This is a genomic window from Curvibacter sp. CHRR-16, from assembly GCF_018474005.1.
Taxonomy (GTDB): Bacteria; Pseudomonadota; Gammaproteobacteria; order Burkholderiales; family Burkholderiaceae_C; genus Allorhodoferax.
This window is the reverse complement of sequence record NZ_JAHCSH010000002.1, coordinates 552,166-575,951: the sequence shown is the minus strand read 5'-3', so window position 1 is coordinate 575,951 and position 23,786 is coordinate 552,166. Positions and strand designations below refer to the sequence as shown.

Below are 23,786 nucleotides of genomic sequence, written 5' to 3'. Positions count from 1 at the left end.
AAGCCCCTGCACAGTCAGGGGCTTTGTATTTTTAGAGGGAAAACTCCATGTGGAAGATCGCAGCAGGATTTGTTGTATTTGTGGCTTTGGCGATTTATTTGCTTAGCAAAGGTGGCGATATTGATATGAGCGGTGAAAAGCACGGGGCCGATGCAACCCACACTGAAGCACCAGCAGCACCCAAGTAAGGGCATGCGGTGGTGTATTTGTGGTTAATTAGGGTTATTACCTAGCTCGGTGGGGGTGGCTTGATGCAGCATAGATAGCACTTTTTACCCAAAAACACTATGCGCTATACCAAGACACCGTTGGGTCAACAAGCTTTCAAAGAGCGTTCGCCGCTGCTCAGCCAGCGCCAGCGCTCCTTGTTTTTGCTGTTTGATGGACAGAAAAATCTCAGTGATATCTTGGCTTCGGTGACGTCCCTGGGGGTCGTGCCGACCGATGTAGAGCACCTTATTGCGCAAGGTTTTATCGAACCACTGCCCGGTGAGGGAGGGGTACAGCTCAATACCGAGCGCGCCCCGTTGGGTTTGGATACGGTCGATGTGCTGCTATCAGACGCGGAGTTGCCCAAAACCGCTTTGAGTAAGCAAGAGCGCTATTTATTGGCTATGCCTATAGCCACCAAGATCACTGCTGGCATGGGCTTGCGCGGTTTCCGGCTCAATTTGGCGGTCGAGGCAGCAGCTGGCTATGACGAACTGCTGGCCTTGTTGCCCAAAATCCGCGAGGCAGTGGGTTCGGTAACCACCAAGGAGTTGGAGCAAGTCCTTAAGGGCTAATTCACCAAGCCTTTCAGCCGCATGGCCAGCCTCTAGAATGTTGCTCCCCCCGGGCAACCAAGCGAGAGAGCCAGTCATGAGCGACGCAGACAAGCGCGGAACCATCCGCATCCGCGGTGCACGCCAGCACAACCTCAAAAACCTCGATCTGGATATTCGCACGGGCGAACTCACGGTCGTCACAGGGCCTAGCGGGTCGGGTAAATCCAGCCTCGTTTTCGACACCCTCTACGCCGAGGGGCAGCGCCGCTATGTAGAGACATTCAGTGCCTACGCGCGCCAGTTTCTCGACCGTATGGACAAGCCCGCTGTGGACAAGGTCGAAGGCGTGCCCCCGGCCATTGCCATCGACCAGACCAACCCAGTGCGCTCCAGCCGTTCCACCGTGGGGACGATGACTGAGCTGAACGACCACCTCAAGCTCTTGTTCGCCCGCATGGCGGCGCTGTACGACCGCCAAACCGCCCAGCCCGTGCGCCACGACACGGCGCAGACCGTGTATGCCCAACTGCAAGAGCGTGCTGCCGCCCACGGCGATCCGCGCTTGGTCTTCACCTTCCCCGTGGAACTGCCCGCCAACACCACTGAAGAGGAGTTGACCCAATGGCTCAGCGCCAGCGGCTTTACCCGCATCCAGGCCAAACGCGAGCGCAGCACGGCTGCCGGCGCGGTGGTGGAGCTGGACGTGGTAGCTGACCGCCTGCGCCTGGCCAAGGCCGAGCAGGTGCGGGTGTTGGAGGCCATCGAGCTGGCCTTCAAACGCGGCACCGGGCGACTCAACGTGTACGTGTTGCAAGACGAGCAGTCAGAGCAGGTCGAGCCCGTGGTGTGGCGCTTCTCGCAGGGCTTGCATTGCCCCGACAGCGACTTGCGCTACGCCGAGCCCACACCGTCCATGTTCAGCTTCAACTCGGCGGTGGGCGCATGCGACACCTGCCGCGGCTTTGGCCGCGTCATCGGGGTGGACATGGGGCTGGTCATCCCCAACGACAAACTCACCTTGCGCGCCGGTGCTATCAAGCCGATACAAACCCCCGCGTGGTCGGAGTGCCAAGATGACTTGATGCGCCACGCTGAGGCCGCAGGCATTCCGCGCGACACGCCCTGGTATCAGCTCAGCGACGCGCAAAAGCACTGGGTGCTGCACGGCGCGCCGGACTGGAACGGCAGGTGGAACCAACGCTGGTACGGCATTTACCGCTTCTTCGAATACTTGGAGAGCAAGGCTTACAAGATGCACATCCGCGTGCTGCTGTCCAAGTACCGCAGCTACACCGAGTGCCCGGTCTGCCACGGCTCGCGCCTCAAGGGTGACAGCCTGCTGTGGCGCTTGGGCAGCAAGGCCGATGCTGATGCCGTGTTGCCCCCCACCCAGCGCTACCTGCCCCACGGCGTGGCGTGGAGCCGCGAACAATTGGAAAGCCTGCCTGGCCTCTGCCTGCACGACCTGATGCTGCTGCCATTGAGCCGATTGCAGCAGTTCGTGGCCAGTCTGCAGGCAGGCTTGCCCCCTGTCAGCAGCGATGAGGGCGCACTGGTGGATGGCGATGCCAAAGCCCAGCGCATGCTGCTGGACGAAATCCACACCCGCCTGCGCTACCTGTGCGAGGTGGGCATCGGCTACCTGACGCTGGATCGCCAAAGCCGCACCCTGAGCGGCGGCGAGGTGCAGCGCATCAACCTCACCACGGCCTTGGGCACATCCTTGGTCAACACCCTGTTCGTGCTGGACGAGCCCAGCATAGGTCTGCACCCACGCGACATGGATCGCATCGTCTCGGCCATGCACCGCTTGCGCGACGCGGGCAACACGCTGGTAGTGGTGGAGCACGACCCGGCGGTCATGTGGGCGGCTGATCGCATGATTGACATGGGACCTGGCCCCGGCGAACGCGGCGGGCAGATCGTGTTTGACGGCACGCCCCAAGCACTGAAAAGTGCCGATACCCTGACCGGCGCTTATCTGGGCGCTCGCAAGCAAGTGGGTTTTGGCTTCAAACGCGCTGTGCCGCCCAACGCGCCGCGCTTGGTGCTCGAAGGCGTCACCGAGCACAACCTGCGCAACGTGTCGGTGGAGTTCCCGCTCAACCGCTTGGTGTGCGTCACCGGCGTGTCGGGATCGGGCAAGTCCACGCTTATCCAAGACGTATTGGCCCCGGCCATGCTGCGCCACTTTGGCAAAGCCACCGAAACACCGGGCGCACACCAGCACTTGCTGGGGGCTGAACAGTTGGCCGATGTGGTGTTTGTAGACCAGTCCCCCATCGGTAAAACCGCCCGCTCCAACCCCGTGAGCTATGTGGGCGCGTGGGACAGCATCCGCGAACTGTTTGCCACCGTGCCACTGGCGCAAGAACGCAGCTACACCGCCGCCAAGTTCAGCTTCAACAGCGGCGATGGCCGCTGCCCCACCTGCGGTGGCTCGGGCTTTGAGCACATCGAGATGCAGTTCTTGAGCGACGTCTACCTGCGCTGCCCTGACTGCGATGGCAAGCGCTATCGCCCCGAGATACTGGAAGTGACGATAGAGCGCGGTGGCCGTACCCTCAACGTGGCCGACGTGCTGCACCTGACCGTGAGCGAAGCCGTGGGCCTGTTTGCCAACGATAGGGAGGTATTGCGCAGCCTGCAGCCCATAGTGGACGTGGGGCTGGAGTACGTGCGCCTAGGGCAGCCCGTGCCCACACTCAGCGGTGGCGAGGCGCAGCGCCTCAAGATCGCTGGCCACTTGGCCGACGCCGCCAAGGCCAAGCCCGCCAGCCGCCAAGCGCTGGCGCGCAAAGGCATGCTCTTCCTGCTGGACGAGCCCACTACCGGCCTGCACTTTGACGACATCGCCAAGCTCATGCGCGCCTTGCGCAAGCTGGTGGATGCCGGGCATTCGCTGGTGGTCATTGAGCACAATTTGGACGTGATGCGCGCTGCAGACTGGCTCATAGACCTAGGCCCCGATGCCGGGGACGCAGGCGGTGAGGTGGTGGCCGTGGGCACGCCCGAGGAGGTGATGCTGCACGCCCATTCGCACACGGCGCGGGCGCTGCGGGAGTACGCGGCGGCTATGGGAGTGGTGCACGAGGTGGCTGAGCCGTCCTTGGCTTACGCCTTCGAGCCGCACACGGCGACTAAGGCTGATGCGCACCCGCTGGTTGACGACAACGCCAACAAAGCAACGACAGCCGAGCCAGAAGTCATCCGCATCGTCAACGCCAAAGAACACAACCTGCGCTCGCTCAGCGTGGACATTCCACGCGGGCAGTTTTCTGTCATCACCGGCGTGTCCGGCTCGGGCAAGTCCACCCTGGCGTTTGACATCTTGTTCAATGAAGGCCAACGCCGGTACTTGGAGAGCCTGAACGCCTATGCCCGCTCCATCGTGCAGCCCGCGGGCCGGCCCGAGGTGGATGCGGTGCTGGGCATACCACCCACCGTCGCTATTGAGCAGCGCTTGAGCCGGGGCGGGGCCAAGTCCACCGTGGGCACGACTACCGAGGTGTGGCACTTCTTGCGCTTGCTGTATGTGAAGCTGGGCACGCAGCACTGCCACCACGACGGTGCGCTGGTGCAGCCGCAAACGGCCGAGCGCATCGCGGCGCAAATCCTCACCCAATACCGGGGGCAGCACATCGGCCTGTTGGCACCGCTGGTGCAGGGGCGCAAGGGCGTGTACACCGAGCTGGCGCAGTGGGCGCTGGGCAAGGGCTATACGCATTTGCGCGTGGACGGCAACTTTTTACCGACCGAAAAATTCCCCCGCATTGACCGCTACAAAGAGCACTTCATCGAGCTGCCCGTAGCCAGTGTGGATGTGGCCCCAGAGCATGAACAAGCCTTGCGCCAAGCGTTGAGCGAGGCGCTCACGCATGGTCATGGCGTGGTGCATGTGCTGTCGGACATGAGTGGCATCAAGGGGGCCATGTTGGCCGGGCAGCCCACCGCGGGGCTGGGGGTGGTGCAGTCGTTTTCCACCAAGCGGGCCTGCCCACAGTGCGGTACGTCCTACGCCGAGCTGGACCCACGCCTGTTCTCGTACAACAGCAAGCACGGCTGGTGCCCCGACTGCGTAGGCACGGGCTTGGCGCTGACCAAGCAGCAGCGCACACAGATGGATGATTCGGTGCGCGACGACGCATCGGGCCGTGAGCAAACCTTTGCCGAGCCGGAGCTGGACGTCGACCACGGCGCAGCCTGCCCTAGCTGCCACGGCACGCGGCTCAACGCCACTGCGCGTGCGGTGCGCTTTGCGGGCGTGGGTATTACCGACATCGCCCGCCTGTCGGTGACGGCGGTGCGCCAGTGGGTGCAGGGCTTGGCCGTTGGTTTGACCGAGCGCGAGGCCGATATCGCCCGCGATTTGTTGCCCGAGATTCAGAGTCGCTTGGAGTTTCTGGAGTCGGTCGGCTTGGGCTACCTCACGCTGGATCGTGGCGCGCCCACGCTGTCGGGCGGCGAGGCGCAGCGCATCCGTTTGGCGGCGCAGTTGGGCAGCCATTTGCAGGGCGTGTGCTATGTGCTGGACGAGCCGACCATTGGCTTGCATGCGCGGGACAACCAGTTCTTGCTGCAGGCCATGCAGTCGCTCAGCCGCAAGGGCAATACGCTGGTGGTGGTGGAGCACGACGAGGACACCATCCGCCGGGCAGACCACATCATCGACATCGGGCCGAGCGCAGGCAAACGCGGTGGGCGGTTGGTGGCGCAGGGCACGCTGGCCGATGTGCAGGCGGCAGAGGATTCGCAGACTGGGCGCTATTTGTTGCACGCCATGCGGCATCCGATGGTGGCGCGGCGTGTGGTTCCGCCTGTGCAAACGTCTTGGCTCACCGTCCACAACGCCAGCATGCACAACCTGCAAAGCGTGACTGCTCACATCCCGCTAAAGCGCCTGGTGGCGGTTACGGGGGTGTCCGGTTCGGGCAAATCCACGCTGGCGCGTGACGTGCTGCTGGCCAACGTGCAGCGCGTGGTGGAGCAGCGCAGTGCCAAGGCCGGGCGTGAGGCGTTCGATGCATCCTACGCCGCCAATGGCGCTGCCAACTTTTGGCAGGGATGCACCGGGTTGCAAGGCTTTGAGGTCGTGGATCGGGTGCTGGAGGTGGACCAAACGCCTATAGGCAAAACCCCGCGTTCTTGCCCTGCCACCTACATCGGGTTTTGGGACACTATCCGCAAGTTGTTTGCCGAAACACTGGAAGCCAAGGCGCGTGGCTACGCAGCCAACCGGTTCAGCTTTAACACCGGTGATGGCCGCTGCCCCACCTGCGAAGGGCAGGGCATGCGCACCATTGCCATGAGCTTTTTGCCGGACGTGAAGGTGCTGTGCGAAACCTGCCGGGGCGCACGTTTCAACCCCGAGACGCTGGCCGTCACCTGGCGTGGCAAGAGCATCGGCGACGTGCTGCAGATGGAGGTGGACGAGGCGGTGGAGTTCTTTGCCAGCATGCCCAGCATTGCGCACCCGCTGCAGTTGCTCAAGGACGTGGGCTTGAGCTACCTCACGCTGGGGCAGCCGTCGCCCACGCTCAGTGGGGGTGAGGCGCAGCGTATCAAGCTGGTGACCGAGCTATCCAAGGTGCGTGACGAGGTGGGCAAGCGCGGCCAGAAAGTGCCGCACACGCTCTACGTGTTGGACGAGCCGACGGTAGGCCTGCACATGGCCGATGTGGAAAAACTCATCCACGTACTGCACCGCTTGGTGCAGGGGGGGCACAGCGTGGTCGTTATCGAGCACGATCTGGACGTGATTGCCGAGGCCGACTGGGTGCTCGACATGGGGCCAGAAGGCGGCGATGGCGGTGGGCAGATTGTGGCGGCGGGCACGCCCGAAGACTTGGTGCGGCTGGGCACGCACACCGGGGTGGCTATAGCCCCGGTGCTGGCGCGGACTTGAAGGCCGGGCACCGAATGGCTGTTGTATAACGGGTTGGTATTTATCGAAGGACAAGCATTTTTATGTCGCGTTTAAGTCAACATCTTTCCGAGGGCGCCGAGCTGCTGGCGCGTGTGCTGCAAGACCAAGCCCTACTGGCCCAGGTCGATCTCGCGGGCGAGCTGCTGGTGCAGTGCCTGAAGGCGGGGGGCAAGGTGCTTTCCGCTGGCAATGGTGGGTCGCACTGCGATGCCATGCACTTTGCCGAAGAGCTATCGGGCCGCTACCGCGACAACCGCCCGGCGCTGGCGGCCATCGCCATCTCCGATCCCTCGCACATCACCTGCGTGGGCAACGATTACGGCTTTGAGTTCATCTTCTCGCGCCAGGTGGAAGCGCTGGGTCGCCCCGGTGACGTGTTTCTGGGCATCTCCACCAGCGGTAACTCGGGCAATATCATGGCGGCGTTTAAGGCGGCCAAGGCGGCAGGCATGAAGACCATCCTGCTGTCGGGCAAAGACGGTGGCAAGATGCGCGGCATGGCCGATGCGGAGATCATCGTGCCGCACTTTGGCTACGCCGACCGCATCCAAGAAATCCACATCAAGTTCATCCACGCCCTCATAGACCATGTCGAGATCGGCTTGGGCTATGTCAAGCCCTGAGAGGCGCGTCTATAGGGAGCAGGCAATGCCGCAAAAAATCGCCTTGAAAGGCTTGGTGCTAAAAGGTTTGGTAGCGGCCACTGTGGCCATGGGGGCGTTGGCACAAACCGCGCCACCAGCGACACCAAGCGTGCCGGATGTGTTGGTACACCCTTGGGTGACCACGCCGCCATCACGTACGCCCGACTCTTACATCAGCAACCTCAAAGACAAGCAAGAGGTCGAGTCGCCCTTTGTGGTGCGCTTTGGTTTGTCTATGCGCGGCATAGTGCCTGCGGGCAAAACGGCGGGTAACTCGGGCCACCACCATTTGCTCGTGAACCAACCTTTGCCGCTGGATTTCACCAAGCCACTGCCCTTTACGGAAAAGTACATCCACTTTGGCAAAGGCCAAATGGAAACCGTGCTGGACTTGCCGCCAGGGCAGTACACCTTGCGCATGCTGCTGGCAGACCAAGGGCATATTCCGTATTTCGTCTACAGCAAACCGCTCACGGTCAAAGTGGTCAAGCAGAACAAGGACGTCAAGCCCGAAGGCCTGCTTGGCCCAGCTCGTATCGAGCTGCTATCGCCTCAGCCGGACAGTGCGCTGCAGGTGCCGTTTCGTATCCAGTTCCATGCCAGCGGCTACAACATTTCGCACATTGGGCCCAAGGTGCCCGATACGGGCTATTTCCGCTTGAGCTTGGAGCGTGCAGGCCGCAAAGCCGAGGTTCTGAACTTCACCGCAGGCCAAACCGAGGTGTGGTTGGCATCGCCTGCCGATGCTTACACCGCCAAGCTGGAGTTGATCAGTACCAGCACTGGCGAGGTCATGGCCAAGGCGTCGCCAGTGGCCTTTAAAGTGCTTGGGCGTTAACCGCTGGTGACGCAGAGCGGCACTCAGCGTGGCTCCATGAGCAGTGACAACTCACGCGTCAGCAGCGCCGGGTCTTGCAGGTTGTGGGTCAAGAGCTGGCGCAGGTTGGTCACGCTGTCCAAATCCATGTGGCGGCATTCCAAGCCAATGCACTGGCCAGTGGTGCGGGCCACCACCACGTCCATGGCAATCAGGCTTGTGGCGGACAAACGAATGCGCAAACGGCCATGGGTGCCTGCGTTGCACACCAAGCGCTTGCCCACATCCACAAAAGCCCCTTTGAGCGAAATGTCCAGCAGTTGCACGTCCTGAATCTTGCCGGCCAAGTTGAGCTGGGCCGGCATTTGGAAGGGCGTGCGCATGAAGCGGCGGTGCTGCAACGGCTTGACCTGAACGAGTCCAAACTCATCCGATCCAGAATTGGCAGTGGGGCGTTTGCGAAAGCGGAACATGGTGGGGCGGTGTTTCACTCAACCATACCACGGCAAGCTAAAACAACATGTAGATTGTTTTTTCCTATCTCAATGTTTGGGTAAATTACTTTTGCAGCTATTCGGGGCGGCGCTACAGTTGGCGTCTCTGTAACGAGGAGCAGATCATGAACATCGGAATCTCTGAAAAAGACCGCAAAGCCATTGCCAAAGGCCTGAGCCACTTGTTGGCTGATACCTACACCCTGTACCTGACCACGCACAACTTCCACTGGAACGTGACAGGCCCTATGTTCAACACGCTGCACACCATGTTCATGGGCCAGTACACCGAACTGTGGAACGCAGTAGACCCGATTGCAGAGCGCATTCGCGCACTGGGCCACACCGCACCCGGCTCGTATGCCGACTTTGGCAAGCTCAGCTCCCTGCCCGACGCACCCAGCAAACCACCCAAGGCGCTGGACATGGTGGCCATTCTGGTCAAAGGCCACGAGTCCGTAGCGGCCAAAGCGCGTTCCTTGTTCCCACTGGTGGATAAAGCCAGCGACGAGCCCACCGCTGATTTGCTGACCCAACGCATCGCACTGCACGAACAAACCGCGTGGATGTTGCGCTCCTTGCTGGAAGAGTGAGCGGGCAGACAGTACGCCACGAACCCGTGGCGTGGCAGGAGGAAGGAACCCCCTACAGCGAACGTTTTGCCGACGTGTACCGCACCCGTAGCGGTGGCTGGCGCCAAGCGTGCGACGTGTTCATGGCAGGCTGCGGCCTGCCTGCCGCATGGCGTGGCCACGACCGCTTTACGGTGCTAGAGACGGGCTTTGGCCTGGGATTGAACTTTCTGGCCACCTGGCAAGCGTGGCAGCAAGACCCAGAGTGCAGCGCGCAGCTGCACTTCGTATCCGTAGAGGCCTATCCGGTCAGCGCAGCCGACATGGCGCGCAGCGCCCGCCAAGCCGTGCCGCATGAGCAGACGGATACCCCGCTAGCCACCCAGACCGCTGGGCTGATGGCAGAGCTGACCACCCACTGGCCCAGCCTGCAACCTGGCCTGCAAACATGGCGGCTGGATGGCGGCCGCGTACACCTGACGTTGGCCATAGGCCACGTACACGCCATGCTGCCCGTGCTGGCCCAACATGGCGTGCGCGCCAATGCCGTGTATTTGGACGGATTCAGCCCCAAGCTCAACCCCGAGATGTGGTCCACCCCCACATTCGCCGCGCTGCCCGCGCTGTGCTTGCCCGGCGCACGGCTGGCCACCTACACCGTCAGCCGCATGGTGCGCGACGGCTTGGCCGAGCAGGGCTTTGCCGTGCGCAAATGCCCGAACGCACCGCCCAAGCGGTGGCGGTTGGAGGCACAGTGGGGCGGGTAGGTATAGTGGGTGGGAGAGATTCTTGTTCGCCTACTTTCGTGTGCTGTGTTCGGTGGTTTTCTATGAGCAGGAGATGATCGTGTACGCAATATTTCGCCAATGGCTATTCCGAATCGCAGTAATGATCACTTTCGCATCGCCGATTGCAGCTGGTGCGGCCGGTATTGAATGCGACAAAGCCAAGTCTTCTGTCGAAAAGCTAATTTGTTCTGATCACTGGTTAAGTGATACCGATGCAAATATGTCCGCCATTTACAGCGCATTGATTTCCGAGTCATCAAGCTCTGTTGCAGGCGAGATTCAGCGGTCACAGCGCCACTGGATTGCCCATGTCAGGGATAAATGCACTGAAGTTTTATGTCTCCATGATGTGTACCGTGATCGACGCTGGGAGCTGGCACAACGGATGAAAAACTTTGATATTGACTGTGATGGCTATGCTCGTACGACACCAGAAATGGATGAGTGTGGTGCGCTTAACCTCAACAAGCTCAACAAACAATTACAAGCCACATATAAGGTATTACTCAGAGCCCTTGAATCTCCGGACTGCTGCGACTCCATGGATCACATGGATGCCCGTGCCTTGGCAATCAAAGCGCAGGATCTGTGGCTGCAATTCAGAGAGGCAGAATGCAATGGTCACTACGAAACAATTTCCGCAGGTACCCTTCGTGGTGGTTATTACTTCAATTGCGCAATTGCGCTAACTAAAGAGCGTATTGAACAATTGTTAGATTGGGGAATAGTTCACATTAAGCAAAGTGAAATCACTGAAGCGATGAACGAACCTTTGCCCACAAAGAGGAATGCGCCGTAGGGCGGGGGATGCGGATTCCTCGATAAACGCAAGAAACATGGCCAATGCATCGGCGTTAATTGCCTGATGAAACCTCTTTCTGAGACTTATCCCAAGGGTTAACCACTTGCAAACCCTCTATCTGCTCAAAGTCTGCAGTGTTGCGTGTGGCCAGTGGCATCGCGTTCGCTAGGGCAATGGCGGCAATCTGCGCGTCTTCGACGCTGATGGGGCGGCCTAGGCGGGTTCGACGGGACACCAGCTGGGCATAGTGGCTTGCGGCAAGGGCATCAAAAACGAGGCATTGATCTGCAAAGTCTTCGTCAAACATGGCTTGCGCGGCTTTAGCCAATGCCTGCTGACGCTGCCCGCTGGGCATGAGTGCCAACCCCAGCTCAATTTCAGCCCGGCTGATTGCGCTGATGAATAGCTGTGCGGGGTTTTGGGCATTCAGCCACGCTACGACCTGTGGTGCAGGCTGCGGGCGCATAAATTCTGACAGGACGTTGGTGTCGAGCAGCATCAGGATTTGCCCTCTGTCCACTCGGGTGCAGTGCGTGGCAAGTGGCGCTCAGGCGGTGTGAAGTCGGTGCTGGCGGCCGTGTTAAATCGGCTGAGTAAGCGCTGGCCCATAGGTTGTGCGCCAGTGCCTGCACGTGCTAAAGCGTCCCGCAGTATGCGGCGGGCTTCTTCCTCCATGGATACACCATGCTGTGCTGCGCGAATGCGCAACTGGGTTTTGAGTGCGTCGTCTACGTTGCGAATGGTCAATGCCGCCATGGTGTTCTCCTTTGATAGCAATGATTGCATTGTATTCATTGCTGGCATTGTTGCCATTGGGGTGCAGTGATCGCCTAGCTCCGCTTGACTTAGAGTGCACTCCAAGTCCCAGCATTCCGACTTGGTGGTTTATGGCTTCTGATACGACACTTGCCCTTTGAGTGCGGTTGGCAAAAGCTGCGCGCTCGGATCGACATAAAACGAAACAAAGCGATACGGGCTTGACACCTTGTGTCGGGGCCGTGGCGGCACCATGACGGTCATATTCCAACTACCCGACTGGGTTCAGAAAGACCGCGATGACCAATTTCTCCCTTCGTAGCCATGCCAAACGTACGCTTATCGGTGCCGTGACCGCTCTGGTGCTGGTCAGTGGCCTGACCGCTTGTGGCCGCCCTCAGCATGATTTCGGTGCCAACATGACTGCAGAGCAGTACACCGCCCAGCGCGACAAAATGGTCGATAAATTGGGTAGCAAGCTCGACCTGAACGCCGAGCAGAAAAAACTGCTGGCAGTCGTGGGCGACAAGATGTTTGAGCAGCGTGCAGCCTTGATCGGTAAGACCGCAGACCCGCGCGCGGAAATGAAGGCACTCGTGGCAGGCGACAAGTTTGACGCTACCCGCGCCCAGACTCTGATTAACGAAAAAACTGCAGCCATCCAGGCCAAGAGCCCTGAAGTCATTGCGGCTATTGCCAATTTTTACAACAGCCTGAACCCTGCCCAGCAGCAGAAGGTGCGTGACTACATGGATGGTCATGGTCACTGGTTTGGCCGGGGCTAAATGCCATGGTGTCCGCAAGCCTGACCGCTCTATTGCGGCGCTAGCGCCAGCGGCACTGCATACTTTGGTCTTGGAGGGTGGGACAATCCTCCTTCAACCCACTAATGCCCATGCATCGCATCCTGCTCATAGATGACGACACCCAGCTTGGCGGCCCATTGGCCGCCTACTTCGCGCGCTTCGATATGGTGCTGGAACATTGCCTGCGCCCCAGCGACGGGCTGGCGCGGTTGGCGCAGGGCGGTATCGATGCCGCCATCTTGGATGTGATGCTGCCAGAGATGGATGGCTTTGCCCTGTGTCGCGCCATCCGCAAAGACAATGAAGTCCCCATCGTCATGCTCACCGCACGCGGCGAAGTGATGGATCGCGTGGTGGGTCTGGAACTGGGGGCTGACGACTATGTGCCCAAGCCGTTTGAGCCGCGCGAGTTGGTGGCCCGCGTCCAAACCGTGCTGCGCCGTCGCGCACCCGCTGCGCCCAAGGTCGCTACAGCCGACCCCAATCGCCTGTGTTTTCAGGGTTTGCATATCGATGTTGCCACCCGCACGGTGCAGCGCCACGGTGAGATGGTGGAGCTCACCAGCACTGAATTTGATTTGCTGCTCCTACTGGCCCGTGCGCCGGGCAAGGTGTTCAGCCGCGATGACATCCTGAACCAGCTACGCGGCGTTGATGCCGAGCTCTATACCCGTGCGGTGGACATTGTGGTCAGCCGCCTGCGTAAAAAGCTGGAGCCTTTGGACTGCATCAAAACCCTGCGCAACGCTGGCTACACGTTGGCACTGGCTCCTGTAGCTCCACCAACAGGAAGTGCCGCATGAGCATGTGGGCTGAGTGGTGGCGAGTCTGCCGAGGCTGGCCGGCATTCAAAACCTGTATTCAGGCTCAGCGCCAAGCAAAGCGTGCCTTGGTGCATTCCCTGCGTGTGCGACTGATTGCCTTGTTTGTGCTGCTGGCGCTTGCCATGGCAAGCACCTTCATGTTTGGCATGCAGGCAGCACTCAATATTGGCTGGCGCGATGCGGCCAAGCCGCTGGTGGCCGACTACATAGACAAACTCGCCACTGAGATTGGGAACCCGCCCAGCATCGAGCGCGCCCGTGCCATCACCCAGCGCTTGCCCTTAAGCGTGCGCATCAGCGGCCCGCAGATCAACTGGCGTAGCAACCCCGATCAGCCCGAGAACAAGCACGACTGGATGAAGGATAAATCGGCCGACTCCGAGAGTCCTCGTTTTTATGTGCGCACAACCGCCGATGGTCACCGTATCCAGTTCGGGCTGAGTGTGCAGGCTTGGCGCGATCGGCCTCGCTTCATCGGCTGGGTCACACTGTTCAGTCTGCTGGTGCTCACTACGCTGGCTTACATGTGGGTGCGTCGCATGCTGCGTCCGTTGGATGACATCCGTGCCGGGGCCATGCGCTTTGGTGGCGGGGACTTCGGGCAGGCCATCCCCGTGCGCCACTCCCGCCACCCGGACGAACTAGCCGAGCTGGCCGCCACCATCAACACCATGGGCGCAGACATTCACCAGATGCTCGAGGCCAAACGCACCTTGCTGCTGGCCATCAGCCACGAACTGCGCAGCCCGCTTACCCGCGCCCGCTTGAACACCGAGCTGCTGCCCGAAACTGCCGATGTACAACCCAGTCGCGACGCGCTCCTGCGAGATCTGGCCCTCATGCGCGACCTGGTCACCGATCTGCTGGAGAGTGAGCGCTTGGCCAGCCCACACGCTGCACTGCACCGCGAGGCAGTGGATGTGTGTGCGCTGGTGGATGACGTGGTGTGTGAACTGCAAACCGCCCATGCCACTGTGGATGCCGATGCAGGCCCTGAGATTGACATGCAGTTACCCCAGACCTTGCCTCGTCTGCAGTTGGATCCGACCCGCATCCGTCTGTTGGTGCGTAACCTGTTGGAAAATGCGCTGCGACACAGTGCGGGCGCATCCCATGCACCGCAAATCACCGTGCAATGGGCAAACGGACAGTTGTCGGTGACTGTGCGCGACTTCGGCTCCGGTGTGATGGAGAGCCAACTCCCCAACTTGGGTCAACCCTTTTTCCGGCCCGACGCCGCCCGCACCCGCGAAGGGGGAGGCGTGGGGCTGGGGCTGTACCTTTGCCGCCTCGTGGCGCAGGCGCATGGCGGTAGTTTCGCCGTGCGCAATGCCCATCCGGGGTTGGAGATTGAAATCACCCTGCCAGCCGCAACCGTGTGATCTGTTGCGTTTGGTGGGCAAGGTCGCTTCCCGGTGCCCAGTGCATTCACCGTATTGGTGCTTGTAACCCCCCCGCTATCATCCCCGGATGATCACGTTTTTCAACCACCTGCACGCCGCCCACCAAGGGCGCATGGAAATGTTTCGGGGGCGTTTGGTGCCCTGCTACGAGGTGCCGAACCGCGCCGACTATGTGCTGCAGGAGTTGCAAGTGCGTCCACTGGGTGCCGTGCAGCAGCCCGCGCAATGGGCGGACAGCCACATAGAGCGCATCCATGAGAAGCCCTATTTGGACTTTTTGTGCACGGCGTGGGACCGCTGGCTGGCGCTGGATTCGGCCAATGCCGAGGTGGACATACTGCCCTCGGTGTGGCCAGGCCCCACGTTGCGCCGGGACGTGCAACCACAGAACTTTTCAGCCCAAGTGGGCCTGTACTGCTTTGACGCGGGTACGCCACTCACGGCGGGTACGTGGCAGGCTGCCCGTGCCGGGGCTGACTGTGCGCTGAGCGCTGCCCAAGCGGTGTTGGATGGAGAGAAACTGAGCTTTGCCCTGAGCCGCCCGCCCGGCCACCACGCGGGGGCCAATTTTTACGGCGGCTACTGTTTTCTGAATAACGCTGCCATAGCCGCAGAGCATTTGCGCCAAGGTGGCGCAGAAAAAGTGGCAGTGTTGGATATTGACTACCACCATGGCAATGGAACTCAGGCTTGTTTTTATGATCGCAGCGATGTGTTCTTTGCCAGCGTGCATGGCGATCCGGTGACCGAGTACCCGTTTTATTTGGGTTACGCAGACGAAACCGGCGTCGCTGCGGGAGTGGGGGCCAACCTCAACATCCCGCTGCCACGCGGCACCGACTATGCCCGCTGGGCGCAAGCCTTGGATGCTGCGCTGGATGCCATCACACGCTACGGCGTCCAGGCGCTGGTGTTGTCGCTGGGCATGGACACGTTTGAAGGCGATCCCATCTCGGGCTTTAAGCTGCGTAGCGATGACTACTTCCAAGTCGGTGCCCGTTTGGCCCGCTTGGCGCTGCCCGTGGTGGTGATTTTTGAAGGCGGCTACGCCGTGCGTGAAGTGGGGATCAATGCGGTCAACCTGCTGCACGGTTTGGCCAAGGCCTGAACCGAATTTGGAGTAATACAGTATGGGAATTTTTTCTCCCACCGTGCGCAGCATGTGCATAGCTTTGGCGCTGACTCTGCCAGGGGTCATGCCCACCACCGCATGGGCCAGCAAGCACACCACGGCTGCCAAAAAGCCCGCTGAATCCGCGAAAAAAAGCAGCAAAAAAAGCAAGAGTCCCCAACCCGCCGCAGCCCAATCGGCCAACGATCGGTTGTCCGAGGAGTTCACCCCCCTAGCGGGTAACCGCGATGCAGCACTGGATTTGGTGGAGGCCCTGCGCACCGGCAAACCCCAAGGCAGCAGCCCCGCCGCTGCCGTGGCCCCAGCCACCGGAGCACTAGGCTATGGCGATGTGCGCATGGCATTGAAGCTGGCTGAAGACGTGCTGCAGCACCAAGGCATTAGCCACCCCGCACCTGCCGATGTGGCAGCTGTGTTGCACGGCGGCGAGGTGCAGGTCAATGGCGTGGCCGTGCAGCAAGACGGTTTGCTGCACCAGCGCGCCCAAGGCAAGCAGTGGAGTGAGATCGCCCAGCAAAGCGGCATCAGTCTGGACACGCTGATGGCCAGCCTGCGCGACTTGCCGCCCGACCAAGTGCACCACGGCAAGGCCAAGAAAAGCAGCGCCAAGAAAAAAGCCAAATCCAGCAAGAAAGCTGCCCCGCCCAAGAAAAAGGCCAAGGGCTGATGCACCTTGGCCTGTGGGGGCGGTAGCCGCCGCAGGGCGCTTAGTCCACTAGTTCGTACAGCGAAGAGCCATCCCCGTTGTCCTGCACCAGCCGGATACTGGGGTGTTTGCCCAAGAACTGGGCACCTGCGCTGCCCGACAAAAAGGTGGGGTGTACTTTCTCGATGGGGGCGATGCGCCAGTTGCCATCGGCACTGGGGTTGACGCTGTGGCTGGCCGATAGCTTGTCGCTCATGCGCAGGTACTCCACCAGTGCTTGGCGGTTTTCGTCGGGGGCGTCTAGCACCACTTTGTCGGCACCAAGCGCGGGGAAGTTGCCACCGCCAAAGGCGCGGTAGTTGTTGGTCGCCACCACAAAGCGGGCTTTGTCGTCTATGGGGTGGCCCTCAAAGCGCAGGTTGCGGATGCGGTGCGCTTGCGGGTTGGCTAGCTGGCCTTTGCTGTCGTAGCGGGCGCTCTGGGTCACGTCCACCTCGTACTGCACACCGTCAATCACGTCAAAGTTGTAGGACGGAAAGGCGTCGTTGATGAGTGGCTGGCGCGCCGGGCCTTGCGGGTCTATGCGCAAGAACTGCCCGGCGGACATCTCCAGCCACTCGCGCACTTGTGCGCCCGTGAGCAGAACGGCCTTGAGCGTGTTGGGGTAGATGTACAGGTCGGCCATGTGCTTGATGGCCAGTGGCCCGGCAGGAATGTCGGTGTAGTAGTTCCAGCCCTGACGGCCACCGGCTTTGAAGGGGGCTGCGGCGGAGAGCACGGGGTACTTCTCGTAGTCCGTTCCTTGCATGGCGCGCTTCACATAAGCGATCTGCGCGTTGGACACGATCTGGATGGATGGGTCGTCTGCCACTTGCGCAAAGTAGCTGTAAATGGGCGCATCGCTCACCGCCACTTTGTTGCGCACGTACTCCAGCGTGCGCTCGTGCTCGGCGCGGATGGCTTGCATCACCATGGGATCTTCGGCGGCCAGAGACTTTTTGGCGGCGCGGTCAAAAATGGGGCGAATGCTGGCTTGGCTGTTCACCACCTTCCACTGGCCGCTGCTGTTGTCCAGCGTCAGGTCGATCACGCCCAAATGGTCGCCCCAGCGGCCGGGCATGACGGCGGGCACACCGTTGATGGTGCCGCGCTCAATGTCCACCTTGGGGTAGCTGGCAAAGGCTTTGCCGGGGAACTCGGCATGTGCGTGGCCGAACAGAATGGCGTCCACGCCCGGCACTTCGGCCAAGCGCGAGACCGCATTCTCGGCAAAGGCACCCACTTCGCCTTTTTCAAAACCCGAGTGGGGAATGGCCACCACCAGTTGCGCGCCCTTGGCACGCATCTCGGGCACATACAGGCGGGCCATGTCCACCATGTCGCGGGTGACCACTTGGCCTTCGAGGTTGGCCTTGTCCCACTGCATGATTTGCGGCGGCACAAAGCCGATCACGCCCACGCGCAGTTTTTGCTCTTTGCCGCTAGCGTCCTTGAATGTGCGATCCAGCAGCACATAGGGGACGAAGGCGTGGGTGGGCTTGGTGCTGTCTTGTTTGCCGTCGGCCAGCAGCACATTGGCATTCACATACGGAAAGCTGGCCCCGGCGATAGAGCGGCGCAGAAAGTCCAGCCCGTAGTTGAACTCGTGGTTGCCCAGGTTAGCCGCGTCGTAGCCCAGTGGGTTCATCACTTTGTAGGCGGGGTGGGTTTGGCCTTTTTGCAGTGGCGACACACGCGCCACCACATCACCCAGTGGGTTGCCTTGCAGCAGGTCGCCGTTGTCAAACAGCAGGCTGTTGGTCGTCTCGGCACGCGCTGCTTTGATAAGGCTGATGGCCCGCGCCAAGCCGTATTGGTCGGTAGGTTTGTCTTGGTAATAGTCGTAGCTCAGCAGGTTCATGTGCAGATCGGTGGTCTCCAAAATCCGCAGCTGCAGCAGCTCTGCATGGCTGGTGTTGCAAACGGCCCATGCCAACCCTAAGGTGGCAACAACGCGCTGGTACATGGCAAACCTCCTTGGTGCAAACATGCCGTAAAGCAGCCATTGTGCGGGAATCTAAAATTTCACCCTTTGTTTACTTTGGAGCTCGCTATGCGCCTTGGCACCCCCCTGTCCCCTTCTGCAATCCGCGTCATGCTGCTGGGCAGTGGCGAGCTGGGCAAAGAGGTGGTTATCGCCTTGCAGCGTTTGGGCTGCGAAGTGATCGCCGTGGATCGCTACGACAACGCACCGGCTATGCAAGTGGCGCACCGCAGCCACGTGGTGGCCATGACCGACGCGGCCGAACTGCGCCGCTTGGTGTTGCTGGAAAAGCCGCATTTTGTGGTGCCCGAGATCGAGGCCATTGCCACCGATGAGCTGGTGAAGATGGAGGCCGAGGGGCTGGCCACCTTCATCCCCACCGCCCGCGCAGCGCAGTTGACCATGAACCGCGAAGGCATTCGCCGCTTGGCTGCAGAGACGCTGGGCCTGCCCACGTCGCCCTACCGTTTTGCCGACTCGCTGGCCGAGCTGCAAGCGGCCATCGACTCCGGCATCGGCTACCCCTGCGTGGTCAAGCCCGTCATGTCCTCTTCTGGCAAGGGCCAGTCCTTGGTGCGCAGCGCGGCTGACGTGCAAAAGGCCTGGGACTATTCCCAAGCCGGTGGCCGAGTGGGAGCAGGCCGCATCATCGTGGAAGGCTTTATCGACTTTGACTACGAGATCACCCAGCTCACCGTGCGCGCTGTGGGAGCTAGCGGCGAGGTGGAAACCTTCTTCTGCGACCCCATTGGTCACGTGCAGGTGGACGGCGATTACGTGGAGTCGTGGCAGCCCATGGCCATGAGCCCGGTGGCGCTGCAAAAGAGCCGCGACATTGCCAAGGCAGTGACGGGTGATTTGGGTGGGCGTGGCCTGTTTGGTGTGGAACTGTTTGTGAAGGGCGACCAAGTGTGGTTCTCGGAAGTGAGCCCGCGCCCGCACGACACCGGGCTGGTGACTTTGGCCACTCAGCGCCAGTCGGAGTTTGAACTGCACGCCAAGGCCATTTTGGGCTTGCCGGTTGACACGGCGCTGCGCCGCCCCGGCGCGTCTGCCGTGGTGTATGGCGGCATGGAAGAAAAGGGTATTGCCTTTGACGGCGTGGCCCACGCCCTGCAAGTGCCGGAGTCTGACCTGCGCCTGTTTGGCAAGCCAGAGAGCTTTAAGAAACGCCGCATGGGCGTGGCCGTGGCCAACGCTGATGGCACCGACGAAGCGCGCCAGCGCGCCAAGCTGGCGGCTAGCCGCGTGCAGCCCGTGAAGGCCTGAGCGAGCACTGCGTGAACCAACATCCTGTTTTTTCCCGCCACGCCAGCGTGGTGGCGCTGGCCTGTTTGTGCTGCATGCTGTGGGGCAGTGCGTTTCCGTCTATCAAGCTGGGGTATGCCGAGTTCCACTTGGCAGCCACCGATGTGCCCAGCAAGCTGGTGTTTGCGGGCTGGCGCTTTGCGCTGGCCGGGGCCTTGCTGCTGCTGTGGGCGCAAGCCACGGGGCGTGCGGTGTGGCAACTGTCTGCGCCGCAGTGGCGCAAGGTGGCGGCGCTGGGCTTGCTGCAAACCAGCTTGCAGTACGTGTTCTTCTACATAGGCTTGGCCTACACCACGGGGGCCAAGGGCTCCATCATGAACGCCACCAGCGTGTTCTTTGGCGTCATCCTAGGCCACTTTTTGTACGCCAATGACCGCCTCACATGGCCCAAAGCTGTGGGCTGTGTGCTGGGCTTTACCGGCGTGTTGGTGGTCAACTTCCATGCCGACTTGCTGGACTTCCAGTTCGACTGGCGTGGCGAGGGTTTTGTCATCGTGGCAGCGCTGGTGCTCACGCTGGGTGTTGTCTTTGGCAAGCGCGTCTCGCAGGGTATGGACGCTGCGGTGATGACTGCCCACCAACTCACTGTAGGTGGGCTGGCGCTGCTGGCAGCAGGCTATGCGCTGGGCGGGCACTTGGTGGGGCAGGGTGGCTCCATCACGGTGCTGGGCATGGGCCTATTGGTCTACATGGCCCTGCTGTCGGCCGTGGCCTTTGCGGTGTGGAGCCTGCTGCTCAAATACAACCCCGTGGGCATGATCAGCGTGTTCAACTTCCTCATTCCCGTCTTTGGGGTGCTGCTCTCGGCCCTGCTGCTGGGCGAAAGCGTGTGGGAGTGGAAATACGCCGCCGCCCTGCTGCTGGTGTGCAGCGGCATCACGCTGGTGACGCGGCCTAAGAAGGAACCATAGCTTTAAGGTCGCCTGCATGAGCATTGACCAGCAGCAATCACGCAGCAGGTATTGGCTGGCGCTGTACTTCGCGCTAGTCATTGCCCTGGGCCTTGCTTCTCGCAAGTTTCCGTTGCTCCCCGCCTTTTTAGACAAGTATCCCGGTGATGCACTGTGGGCGCTCATGGTTTTTGTAGGGTGGGCATTTTGTAAGCCCAAGGCATCAACCCAGACCATTGCCGCATTGGCCTTGGTCACATCGTTTGCGGTGGAGTTTTCGCAGCTCTACCAAGCCCCATGGATCAACGCTGTGCGCCACACCACGCTGGGGCATTTGGTGCTGGGCAGCACCTTCGTATGGGGCGATTTGTTGGCCTATGTGGTGGGTGTGGGTTTTGGTGTGCTGGTAGATAGGGTTACGTCTAGGGTTAAGGTGTGACTTTGATAGTTGGGATAGGATTGTTGAGCAGTTCTCTTGAAGGTGTCGTGTGGACAATATCAGCCCCTCAGATCTGTTACGAAGTGCCGACAGCGCGTTATCACCAGACGCAAGGTCCTATGCGACGGTAGCTTGCAGGATTATTGCGATGATGTGCTGGCGACTTTTATAGAAACGCTTCCCGCTATTCGAAATATCTATGCGCATGGCAGCCACATGTTGCACAGCAACGTGCTCGGCACTTTTGAGATAGTCACGGATGTGATCAACCAGTTGTTTACTAATCCCTCTAAATGACCCCCTTCTCCCTCCGCATCTTTGTCGCAGATGGCGACCCCGACGGCTTGCGCATCGTTGAAAGATCCAACTGGATTGGTAAGGCGGTGGTCTTCCCGCGTGCTTTGCTGCCACAGGTCAAGACGCGACCTGAATTGGCGCAGACAGGGGTTTATTTGCTGCTGGGGCCGCGCCCGGATGGTGAGGGCGAGATGCTCTATGTAGGCGAAGGGGATCCGATGCTGCCGCGTTTACATGAGCATCAAGCAAAAAAAGACTTTTGGACGCGGGCCATTGGCTTCACCACCACTAAAGATAGTCAACTTAACAAAGCGCATGTTCAGTTTTTGGAGTCTCGCCTCATCGCATTGGCTCATGCAGCCAAACGGATAAAGCTGGATAACGCCAATCGCCCAACAGAGCCAACATTGAGCGAAGCAGACCGTGCCGATTTGGAGGTCTTTCTAGCGCATATGCTGGGCATGCTGCCCGTGCTGGGGGTGCATGCATTTGAGCAAGCCCCGCAAGCCATTGCTGCCGACGTAAGCCCAATGCTCACCTGCAAAGGCAAGGGCGTGCAGGCTACTGGTTATGAGGCAAGCCAAGGTTTTGTGGTGCGGGCTGGTTCGCAGGCGGTAACCGACACAGTGCCCAGCATGGAGCAGCACGTGCGTGGCCAGTATGACTTACGCCAAGAGTTGATCCGCAACGGTGTGTTGGCCATGCAGGGGAGCCTGTACCAGTTCACGCAGGACTACACCTTCAGTTCTCCCAGCACGGCTGCGTCGGTATTGCTAGGCCGCGCAGCCAACGGGCGTATTGAGTGGAAGACTGCAGAGGGCCGCACGCTGAAGGAACTGCAAGAGGCCCAAGCAGAGCAGTAAGCGCCTTACCGCGCATCCCCCGCACACACTAGGCTGATTTTCTTCAGGTGGAACATCTCAATGTCGGGGCTGAGGAAGAAGCCAGCTTCCCATGGGTTTTTCAGGATGAAGGCGTTGCGGATTTGTTCATAAGCCGGTGAGCTGCTGGGCACCAGATGCGCGTGGGCTTCGAGGATGGTGTAGTTCCACTCGATGGTTTGCTCGAAGGTGAACTTGGCGCGCTCGTCGATGGTGAAGAAGCAGCGTGGTTCGCGCTTGAGCACTTGCGACTTGAAGGTGTGCGGCAGGGTGATGAAGAACACATCGTCCTCTTCCGTAGAGAGGAAAGCCAGCACGGTGGTGTGCGGTTGATTCTGTGCCAGCGTGGTGAGCACGCCCACCTTGTTGGGGTGGTCTTTTTCTTCGGTGGGTGGCAGCGTTTGCAGGGGGGAGGTTGGCAGTTGCTGCGCGGGGCGCGCATCGTGCGGGAATGCATAGCCGGGGCTGACCCACTCTTCCACCACACGGGTGCCGTGGAACAGCTGGTATTCCAGCGCTTCCACCGTGGCCCAGTTTTCATCGACAGCGGTAATGCGTCCTTTGTAGGACGTACGGTACACGCGCAGGTTGCCGTCCAATTCATCCACGCCAGTGCGGTTGTCCAAATGCAGGGTGACCAAGGAGCCCACGGCCAGTGCGTGGCCTTTGGGGATGAACAGTTGCAGTTGGTTGTTGCGCCGGGGGTAGACGACGCCAATGTGGTGAACGATGGTGCTGCCTTGGTACGAGGCGAGAACGCCCAGCATTTGTTCGCCCAGATAGTCTTTCAGTGCCATGGCAATCCTTCGTTGTGAGTCTTGGCGGTTTTATAGCATCCGCCTAGACTTGCAGCACGGTCGCATTACAAGCAACTAATCAGCAGGGACTTGTTCAATGAAGAAAACCACCTTGACCATTGCTCTAATGGGGGACTCCATCGCTGCCTTGGCGACCGAAGCACATACAGGCTATAGCAGCATTGGACTGGGGCGCAACAGCGTGACTTTGGATGGAGGGGATTTCAACACCTCGGCCAGTCCCAGTCCTTCTAGTACGGCCGATGCATCCACCAAAAATACCAATGCCTACAACCTGATCCTGGGTTACCAGTTCAATCGCTATGCGGCGGTAGAGTTGTCTTACTGGGATTTCGGCGCTCCCAGCTATGGCTATACATCCAACGGCGGTAATGCCAACTCCAACCTGAAAATAACGGGCACGGGCCTAGCCACGGTTGTGAAAGCACAAATGAATCCGCAAATAGCGGTATTGGCGGGCGTGGGGACTTTCTTGTACGACGCCAAGCGAGACAACTACCAAAGCTGGGGCGGTAGCCCGGGTCGTGCGAGCAAGTCGGGTGCTGTAACCCAGCTCACCCTTGGCGCTGAGTACGCAGTCAGTAAGCGCCAAGGGTGAGCTGGGTTACACCAGCTTTGGTGTAGTGGGCGATGCCGCCACGGTAGGGCGCATCACCCCCAGCAGCTGGATGGTGCAGTTGCATTTCAGTCCACCCTGATTGCTATAAAAAGCATAGCTGCTACAGCTTATCTGGCAAGCTGTAGAAGCCATTT

24 protein-coding genes are annotated in these 23,786 nt (G+C 60.4%); 19 read left to right on the top strand and 5 right to left on the bottom strand.

All coding sequences use genetic code 11. The features are described 5' to 3' along the window. The first annotated feature begins 47 nt into the window (after nt 1-47). From KIK84_RS06295 to KIK84_RS06275, 5 genes are all read left to right on the top strand, one after another. Nucleotides 48-188, top strand: coding sequence for a hypothetical protein (locus KIK84_RS06295; protein ID WP_214122176.1), 141 nt, complete (start codon nt 48-50; stop codon nt 186-188). A 99-nt stretch (nt 189-287) separates the two neighbouring features. After that, the gene (locus KIK84_RS06290) at nt 288-785 is read left to right on the top strand and encodes a hypothetical protein (RefSeq protein ID WP_214122175.1); all 498 of its coding nucleotides are present in this window, start codon (nt 288-290) and stop codon (nt 783-785) included. Nucleotides 786-861: 76 nt separating this feature from the next. Continuing rightward, on the top strand, nt 862-6,672 hold the full coding sequence (uvrA, locus tag KIK84_RS06285) for an excinuclease ABC subunit UvrA (RefSeq protein ID WP_214122174.1): 5,811 nt from the start codon (nt 862-864) through the stop codon (nt 6,670-6,672). 62 nt (nt 6,673-6,734) lie between these two features. Beyond that, complete coding sequence (gene lpcA, locus KIK84_RS06280; protein ID WP_214122173.1) at nt 6,735-7,316, top strand: D-sedoheptulose 7-phosphate isomerase; 582 nt, start codon at nt 6,735-6,737, stop codon at nt 7,314-7,316. Nucleotides 7,317-7,341: 25 nt separating this feature from the next. Then, complete coding sequence (locus KIK84_RS06275) at nt 7,342-8,175, top strand: DUF4399 domain-containing protein (protein WP_214122172.1); 834 nt, start codon at nt 7,342-7,344, stop codon at nt 8,173-8,175. A 23-nt stretch (nt 8,176-8,198) separates the two neighbouring features. Here KIK84_RS06275 and KIK84_RS06270 read toward each other — a convergent pair whose 3' ends face one another. Beyond that, nucleotides 8,199-8,627 carry a PilZ domain-containing protein gene (locus KIK84_RS06270; RefSeq protein ID WP_214122171.1) on the bottom strand — a complete coding sequence of 143 codons (429 nt, stop codon included), beginning with the start codon at nt 8,625-8,627 and terminating at the stop codon, nt 8,199-8,201. Between the two features lie 146 nt (nt 8,628-8,773). Between KIK84_RS06270 and KIK84_RS06265 the strand changes: the two genes are divergently transcribed. From KIK84_RS06265 to KIK84_RS06255, 3 genes are all read left to right on the top strand, one after another. Continuing rightward, nucleotides 8,774-9,241 carry a Dps family protein gene (locus KIK84_RS06265; protein ID WP_214122170.1) on the top strand — a complete coding sequence of 156 codons (468 nt, stop codon included), beginning with the start codon at nt 8,774-8,776 and terminating at the stop codon, nt 9,239-9,241. Continuing rightward, nucleotides 9,211-9,987: a tRNA (5-methylaminomethyl-2-thiouridine)(34)-methyltransferase MnmC2 gene (mnmC2, locus tag KIK84_RS06260; protein ID WP_214122169.1), complete on the top strand. Its 777-nt coding sequence runs from the start codon at nt 9,211-9,213 to the stop codon at nt 9,985-9,987. Before KIK84_RS06265 ends, mnmC2 begins: the two co-directional genes overlap by 31 nt. A gap of 121 nt (nt 9,988-10,108) precedes the next feature. Then, nucleotides 10,109-10,807, top strand: a complete 699-nt coding sequence (locus KIK84_RS06255; protein ID WP_214122168.1) for a lysozyme inhibitor LprI family protein — start codon at nt 10,109-10,111, stop codon at nt 10,805-10,807. 55 nt (nt 10,808-10,862) lie between these two features. Here the strand turns inward: KIK84_RS06255 and KIK84_RS06250 are convergent, their stop codons facing one another. Both KIK84_RS06250 and KIK84_RS16555 read right to left on the bottom strand, forming a co-directional pair. After that, complete coding sequence (locus tag KIK84_RS06250; RefSeq protein WP_250207778.1) at nt 10,863-11,309, bottom strand: type II toxin-antitoxin system VapC family toxin; 447 nt, start codon at nt 11,307-11,309, stop codon at nt 10,863-10,865. Further along, nucleotides 11,309-11,566, bottom strand: a complete 258-nt coding sequence (locus KIK84_RS16555) for a FitA-like ribbon-helix-helix domain-containing protein (protein WP_250207777.1) — start codon at nt 11,564-11,566, stop codon at nt 11,309-11,311. The genes KIK84_RS06250 and KIK84_RS16555 overlap by 1 nt, the downstream gene beginning before the upstream one ends. 299 nt (nt 11,567-11,865) lie before the next feature. Here KIK84_RS16555 and KIK84_RS06240 point away from each other — a divergent pair, with 299 nt between their 5' ends. From KIK84_RS06240 to KIK84_RS06220, 5 genes are all read left to right on the top strand, one after another. Continuing rightward, nucleotides 11,866-12,351, top strand: a complete 486-nt coding sequence (locus tag KIK84_RS06240) for a Spy/CpxP family protein refolding chaperone (RefSeq protein ID WP_214122167.1) — start codon at nt 11,866-11,868, stop codon at nt 12,349-12,351. Nucleotides 12,352-12,461: 110 nt separating this feature from the next. After that, nucleotides 12,462-13,175: a response regulator transcription factor gene (locus KIK84_RS06235; protein WP_214122166.1), complete on the top strand. Its 714-nt coding sequence runs from the start codon at nt 12,462-12,464 to the stop codon at nt 13,173-13,175. After that, nucleotides 13,172-14,578, top strand: coding sequence for a sensor histidine kinase (locus KIK84_RS06230; RefSeq protein ID WP_250207776.1), 1,407 nt, complete (start codon nt 13,172-13,174; stop codon nt 14,576-14,578). Before KIK84_RS06235 ends, KIK84_RS06230 begins: the two co-directional genes overlap by 4 nt. Before the next feature lie 88 nt (nt 14,579-14,666). Further along, nucleotides 14,667-15,707: a histone deacetylase family protein gene (locus KIK84_RS06225; RefSeq protein WP_214122165.1), complete on the top strand. Its 1,041-nt coding sequence runs from the start codon at nt 14,667-14,669 to the stop codon at nt 15,705-15,707. A 22-nt stretch (nt 15,708-15,729) separates the two neighbouring features. Further along, entirely contained in the window at nt 15,730-16,398 is a 669-nt protein-coding gene (locus KIK84_RS06220) for a hypothetical protein (protein ID WP_214122164.1), read from the top strand. Nucleotides 16,399-16,438: 40 nt separating this feature from the next. Here KIK84_RS06220 and KIK84_RS06215 read toward each other — a convergent pair whose 3' ends face one another. Next, nucleotides 16,439-18,382, bottom strand: a complete 1,944-nt coding sequence (locus KIK84_RS06215) for a bifunctional 2',3'-cyclic-nucleotide 2'-phosphodiesterase/3'-nucleotidase (RefSeq protein ID WP_214122163.1) — start codon at nt 18,380-18,382, stop codon at nt 16,439-16,441. An 87-nt stretch (nt 18,383-18,469) separates the two neighbouring features. On the opposite strand from KIK84_RS06215, the gene purT reads away from it, so the two are divergent. The 4 genes from purT (at nt 18,470) to KIK84_RS06195 (ending at nt 22,197) form a co-directional block, all read left to right on the top strand. After that, nucleotides 18,470-19,669: a formate-dependent phosphoribosylglycinamide formyltransferase gene (purT, locus tag KIK84_RS06210; RefSeq protein ID WP_502757540.1), complete on the top strand. Its 1,200-nt coding sequence runs from the start codon at nt 18,470-18,472 to the stop codon at nt 19,667-19,669. 11 nt (nt 19,670-19,680) lie between these two features. Then, entirely contained in the window at nt 19,681-20,619 is a 939-nt protein-coding gene (locus tag KIK84_RS06205) for a DMT family transporter (protein WP_214122162.1), read from the top strand. Between the two features lie 16 nt (nt 20,620-20,635). Then, nucleotides 20,636-21,037, top strand: coding sequence for a ribosomal maturation YjgA family protein (locus KIK84_RS06200; RefSeq protein ID WP_214122161.1), 402 nt, complete (start codon nt 20,636-20,638; stop codon nt 21,035-21,037). A 293-nt stretch (nt 21,038-21,330) separates the two neighbouring features. Then, complete coding sequence (locus tag KIK84_RS06195; protein ID WP_214122160.1) at nt 21,331-22,197, top strand: GIY-YIG nuclease family protein; 867 nt, start codon at nt 21,331-21,333, stop codon at nt 22,195-22,197. Nucleotides 22,198-22,202: 5 nt separating this feature from the next. Here KIK84_RS06195 and KIK84_RS06190 read toward each other — a convergent pair whose 3' ends face one another. Further along, nucleotides 22,203-23,012: a hypothetical protein gene (locus tag KIK84_RS06190; protein WP_214122159.1), complete on the bottom strand. Its 810-nt coding sequence runs from the start codon at nt 23,010-23,012 to the stop codon at nt 22,203-22,205. Between the two features lie 97 nt (nt 23,013-23,109). Between KIK84_RS06190 and KIK84_RS06185 the strand changes: the two genes are divergently transcribed. Continuing rightward, the gene (locus KIK84_RS06185) at nt 23,110-23,631 is read left to right on the top strand and encodes an outer membrane beta-barrel protein (RefSeq protein WP_214122158.1); all 522 of its coding nucleotides are present in this window, start codon (nt 23,110-23,112) and stop codon (nt 23,629-23,631) included. Further along, nucleotides 23,594-23,731 carry a hypothetical protein gene (locus KIK84_RS06180; RefSeq protein WP_214122157.1) on the top strand — a complete coding sequence of 46 codons (138 nt, stop codon included), beginning with the start codon at nt 23,594-23,596 and terminating at the stop codon, nt 23,729-23,731. The genes KIK84_RS06185 and KIK84_RS06180 overlap by 38 nt, the downstream gene beginning before the upstream one ends. The last annotated feature ends 55 nt before the right edge of the window (nt 23,732-23,786 follow it).

Coding starts and splice junctions, on each gene's coding strand:
- KIK84_RS06295 (WP_214122176.1), top strand. CDS start 48: ATGTGGAAGATCGCAGCAGGATTTGTTGTATTTGTGGCTTTGGCGATT.
- KIK84_RS06290 (WP_214122175.1), top strand. CDS start 288: ATGCGCTATACCAAGACACCGTTGGGTCAACAAGCTTTCAAAGAGCGT.
- uvrA (WP_214122174.1), top strand. CDS start 862: ATGAGCGACGCAGACAAGCGCGGAACCATCCGCATCCGCGGTGCACGC.
- lpcA (WP_214122173.1), top strand. CDS start 6,735: ATGTCGCGTTTAAGTCAACATCTTTCCGAGGGCGCCGAGCTGCTGGCG.
- KIK84_RS06275 (WP_214122172.1), top strand. CDS start 7,342: ATGCCGCAAAAAATCGCCTTGAAAGGCTTGGTGCTAAAAGGTTTGGTA.
- KIK84_RS06270 (WP_214122171.1), bottom strand. CDS start 8,627: ATGTTCCGCTTTCGCAAACGCCCCACTGCCAATTCTGGATCGGATGAG.
- KIK84_RS06265 (WP_214122170.1), top strand. CDS start 8,774: ATGAACATCGGAATCTCTGAAAAAGACCGCAAAGCCATTGCCAAAGGC.
- KIK84_RS06255 (WP_214122168.1), top strand. CDS start 10,109: ATGATCACTTTCGCATCGCCGATTGCAGCTGGTGCGGCCGGTATTGAA.
- KIK84_RS06250 (WP_250207778.1), bottom strand. CDS start 11,309: ATGCTGCTCGACACCAACGTCCTGTCAGAATTTATGCGCCCGCAGCCT.
- KIK84_RS16555 (WP_250207777.1), bottom strand. CDS start 11,566: ATGGCGGCATTGACCATTCGCAACGTAGACGACGCACTCAAAACCCAG.
- KIK84_RS06240 (WP_214122167.1), top strand. CDS start 11,866: ATGACCAATTTCTCCCTTCGTAGCCATGCCAAACGTACGCTTATCGGT.
- KIK84_RS06235 (WP_214122166.1), top strand. CDS start 12,462: ATGCATCGCATCCTGCTCATAGATGACGACACCCAGCTTGGCGGCCCA.
- KIK84_RS06230 (WP_250207776.1), top strand. CDS start 13,172: ATGAGCATGTGGGCTGAGTGGTGGCGAGTCTGCCGAGGCTGGCCGGCA.
- KIK84_RS06225 (WP_214122165.1), top strand. CDS start 14,667: ATGATCACGTTTTTCAACCACCTGCACGCCGCCCACCAAGGGCGCATG.
- KIK84_RS06220 (WP_214122164.1), top strand. CDS start 15,730: ATGGGAATTTTTTCTCCCACCGTGCGCAGCATGTGCATAGCTTTGGCG.
- KIK84_RS06215 (WP_214122163.1), bottom strand. CDS start 18,382: ATGTACCAGCGCGTTGTTGCCACCTTAGGGTTGGCATGGGCCGTTTGC.
- purT (WP_502757540.1), top strand. CDS start 18,470: ATGCGCCTTGGCACCCCCCTGTCCCCTTCTGCAATCCGCGTCATGCTG.
- KIK84_RS06200 (WP_214122161.1), top strand. CDS start 20,636: ATGAGCATTGACCAGCAGCAATCACGCAGCAGGTATTGGCTGGCGCTG.
- KIK84_RS06195 (WP_214122160.1), top strand. CDS start 21,331: ATGACCCCCTTCTCCCTCCGCATCTTTGTCGCAGATGGCGACCCCGAC.
- KIK84_RS06190 (WP_214122159.1), bottom strand. CDS start 23,012: ATGGCACTGAAAGACTATCTGGGCGAACAAATGCTGGGCGTTCTCGCC.
- KIK84_RS06185 (WP_214122158.1), top strand. CDS start 23,110: ATGAAGAAAACCACCTTGACCATTGCTCTAATGGGGGACTCCATCGCT.